This is a genomic window from Deinococcus sp. (assembly GCF_025362455.1).
Taxonomy (GTDB): domain Bacteria; phylum Deinococcota; class Deinococci; order Deinococcales; family Deinococcaceae; genus Deinococcus.
Map to the genome: position 1 here is coordinate 1 of NZ_JANYGJ010000164.1, position 4,072 is coordinate 4,072.

The 4,072-nt window shown below is 68.7% G+C and carries 1 protein-coding gene and 1 pseudogene; both read right to left on the bottom strand.

Going from position 1 to position 4,072, the window contains the following annotated elements; genetic code table 11:
- Window positions 1-1,541: pseudogene (locus Q0R23_RS12370) on the bottom strand (hypothetical protein); the annotation flags it as partial.
- A gap of 307 nt (window positions 1,542-1,848) precedes the next feature.
- Window positions 1,849-3,804 carry an EAL domain-containing protein gene (locus Q0R23_RS12375; RefSeq protein WP_293913462.1) on the bottom strand — a complete coding sequence of 652 codons (1,956 nt, stop codon included), beginning with the start codon at window positions 3,802-3,804 and terminating at the stop codon, window positions 1,849-1,851.
- Window positions 3,805-4,072 lie beyond the last annotated feature (268 nt).

Here is a 4,072-nt window from a genome sequence, read left to right on the forward strand (position 1 = left end):
CTGGCCTGCTCGGCGTTCAGCAGCTTCAGCGCCTCGGTGCTCAGGGCCGCCTGGAAGCCGGGCAACTCGCTCGATCCGGTCAGGCTGTGGGCACGCAGGTACAACGGCAGGGCTTCGGCGGCGTCCAGGTGCGGGGCCAGCAGGGTCAGCACCTCGGCTTCCAGACTCGGCTGACTCGCCAGCCAGGCCAGCAGGGCATTCCTGGGCGCGACTTCCGTACCCATGTCCGTGCCGCGCAACCAGCCCGACGCGCTCAGACTTTCCAACGCCTCGGCCATCTCCTCGCCTCCCAGTTCGAGGGCGGCGCCGCTGACCTGATTGTCGGGGCGCGGCTGCACCGCCAGGCAGGCCAACAGTTGCCGGGCACGCGGGTTGAGGGGTGCCAGCAGCGCAGCCACCGCCTCGCTGAGCGACTCGCCGTGCGCGGCGGCGTGAATCAGGGCAGGCAGCCCCGCCGTCTGGGCGTACAGTTCGGCGCCCACGGCTTCCGGCGTCAGCGGATGCAGGGCGAGTTCGGTGACGCCGCTTCCGGCGCCCAGCGGCGAACGTTCCCGGCTGGACAGGATCAGCGGTGGCCCGGCCCGCGACTGCGCCAGCGCCAGCAGCACCCGCCGCGATTCGGGGTCGGCGGCCTCCCAGTCGTCGAGCAGCAGCGGGGCGGTGCGGGCACGCAGCAGGGTCAGCCAGTCCTGGGCCGAGGCGGGATGTGTTGTATTACCCGCCAGCGGCAGCAACGTCAGGAACGCCTGCCCGGAGCGTCCCGCCAGTACGACCTGTTCATCGGCGGTTGCCCGCAGCAGCGCCGACTTGCCCAGGCCCGCCGCGCCGCGCAGCCAGACCGTCTCCCCCGCTGCGACCTTGCCCAGCCGCTCACGCTCGCGCCTGCGCCCCAACAGCGGCGCGGTGCCGGGCGCCGGGGCCGACAAGCTCAGGCCCAGCTCGGCGGCCTCCTGGCGTACCTGGGCGGCCTGCGGGTGGTCGGCGGCGAGCAGCAGGGCGTACAGCGCCCGCATTCCGGCGGGTGGCAGCGGTGTCGCTGCGGCCAGTGCCCAGGCGCGGGCGGCCAGCTCGGCGGCGGCGCGGGGATCGCTGTCGGCGCGTGCCTGAGCGGCGCTCAGCAGCAAACTGCGGTAGCCGTCGGCCAGCGCCTCGCGGGTGGTCATCACCCACTCACTCAGTTCCTCGCCCAGTTCGCCCAGATTCAGGCCCAGCAGGAACGGTCCCCGGTAGAGGCTGGTCGCCGTGTCCAGATCACCTGATCGCAGCGCCGCTTGAAACGCGCTTACGTCGCAGTCAAGCTCGCACTTCACCTGGGTCTCACTGGCGTCTACTAATTCTGTATCCTCGCGGCGAAGCTGGGCCAGGGCCACCGAGAGGCTGTTCATCGGGGCCGCCGCGCCCGGCCAGAACTGCCCGGCCACGCTGCGGCGGGCCTGGGGGCCGTTTAGACACAGATAAGCCAGCAACAGCAGCGGTTTCTCACGGCGAAAATCCGAGCCCGCCAGACGCAGTTGACCCAGGGTACACAGTTGCGGCGCCATGGCCCTAGCTTAGAGGTTTCTCACGGTGGGCGACGCGGGTTGGCTGGCCAGCGGTCAGGCAGCGGTCAGGCAGCGGTCCAGACGGCCTGGACGAAACAGGACGGCACAGCCCTTTGGCAATCGGAAGGCGAGGTGAACCGTTCAGTCTGAGCTGGATATTCGCAGCCCCGATGACCATTTGACTTTGGGCCGAAATATTCCGAAAACCTCGCACCAGGCGGTGTTCGGCAGCCGACCCTTGCCAGTCTCAACCCAACTCGCATCAGCCCGACTCGCATCAGCCCAACTCACATCAGCCCGACTCGCATCAGCCCAGCTCCGATTCGCTCAGAGGCTGCGGTCCCAGGAGCGGTGGGCTCAGCGCGGCGCTGACGGCCCAGGCGGGCAGGGTGACGTCGGGGCGCAGGGCGGTGAGTTCCCCGGCGCTGACCGGGCGGCCCAGCAGGTAGCCCTGGACCGTCACCTGGCCCAGCGAGCGCACCCAGTCGAGCTGCTGCGGCGTTTCGATGCCCTCGATGGTGATCTCGATGCCGCGCAACTTGCCGATGCCCACCACGGCTTCGAGCAGCGCCAGCGGGTAGACGCGCTCGGCGGCGGGGCCGATCAGGGCGGCGGTGAAGCTGCGGTCCATCTTCAGGCCCTGAATCGGCAGGGTGCGCAGGCGGCTGAGGTTGGAATGCCCGCTGCCGAAGTCGTCCATGCACAGCGTTACGCCCAGGTGGCGCAGTTCGCGCAGCACCCCGGCCAGGTGGGCGTCGTCGTGCATCAGCAGGGTCTCGGTGAGTTCGAGTTCGAGCCGCTCGGCGCTCAGGCCGGTGAGGTGCAGCGCCCGCCCGACCTCGCCCACGAAGTCGTGCTGAAGCACCTGCATGGCCGAGACGTTGACGCAGACCCGCAGTTGCGGCCAGGCCAGCGCCGCCGTGCAGGCTTCCCGCAGCGCCCAGCTTCCCAGCGCCACGATGCTGCCGACCTGCTCGGCCACGCCGATGAACTGCTCCGGCGAGACCGCACCCAGTTCGGGATGCTGCCAGCGCGTCAGGGCCTCCACCTTGGTCATCTGGCCGCTGGTGAGGTCGAACAGCGGCTGGTAGACCAAGCTGAATTCACCCCGGCGCAGGCCGCCCGGCACGTCGCGGGCGATGATCTGGGCGCGTTCGGTGGCGGCGTCGGCCTGACGGTAGCGGCGCACGTCACGCTTGCCGCTGCGCTTGACGGCGTACATGGCGCTGTCGGCGTGCCTGAGCAGCTCGCTGGCATTCTGGGCGTCGTCCGGGTAGACGGCGACCCCGATGCTGACGGTGATGTGAACCGGGGCGTCAGGATCGTGGTGAACCATCCGGGCCTGGATGGTCTCGCCCAGCCGCTCGCCCTCGCTGCCGCCGAGGCCGGGCAGCAGCAACACGAACTCGTCGCCCGACAGACGGCAGGCGTGGGCGCCCGGCGGCTCCACCTGGCGCAGCAGCACAGCCACCGAGCGCAGAATCCGGTCGCCCTCGGCGTGGCCCAGGGTGTCGTTGGCGACCTTGAAGCTGTCGAGGTCGATAAACAGCAGGGTGACTGGACTTGTGGCGCCGCCCTCCAAACAGGCGTCCAGTTCGCGCTCGAAGTGCAGGCGGTTGGGCAGGCCGGTCAGCAGGTCGGTGTAGGCGAGCTGTTCCAGGGCCGCCCGCTCACCGCTTTTCATGGCCTGATGCTCGCGCTGCGGCAGGTACAGCGAGGTGACCCAGTAGGTGACCCAGCTCGCCAGCATCAGCTCGGTCAGGCCCGTGCAGGCCACCCGCGCCGCCGGGTCGCTCAGGTGCAGCAGCAGGTAATAGGCGCTCAGGGCACTGAGCACACTCAGCACCACGAACGCCAGGCGGCGCACCAGCGGCAGCTCGCGGGCCAGCAGGCACATCAGCAACATCGGCGTGAACCAGAAAAATGATTGGGTCAGCTCGCTCACCATCACGTCCGGCGGCGCCAGCCAGATCAGCAGCGAGAGCTTGACCACGTAAAACAGCCCACCTATCGCCGCCGCCGCGCCCATCAGACTGGGCGAGAATCTGGCCGAGCGCGGCCACAGCAGCGGAATCCAGCACAGCCCCAGCCCCGTCCCCACGGCGCCGTAGAGCCGCAGGTTGACGTCCCGCCAGGCCGTGTCCTGCGAGAGCAGCAACGCCAGCACCATCGCCGTCATCACGCCCGGTAGCCCCAGCAGCAGCGCCCAGCGCCAGACGGGAGAGGGCGCCAGCGGGCCGGGAAGGGGGGACGAGCTGGGCATGCGCCAGTATAGAGCAGATGTCATAAAAAGGGTCTTTTTATGACCGAGCGGAGCGAGTAGTTTTAACTGAGCAGGACGCAGAATGGAGGCGCGGGGAGGCTGTTTTCCCCGTGGCGTCATTCGGAGTACTGCTCTAGAGCAAGTGGCATAATAAGTACATGCGAACGATTGTGGGCGCCAGGGGCTACGGTATCGAGCTGAGAGAACGCATCGTCAAAGCCGTCCAGAACGGCGAAAATATCGATAACGTCGCTCGGAAGTTTGAAGT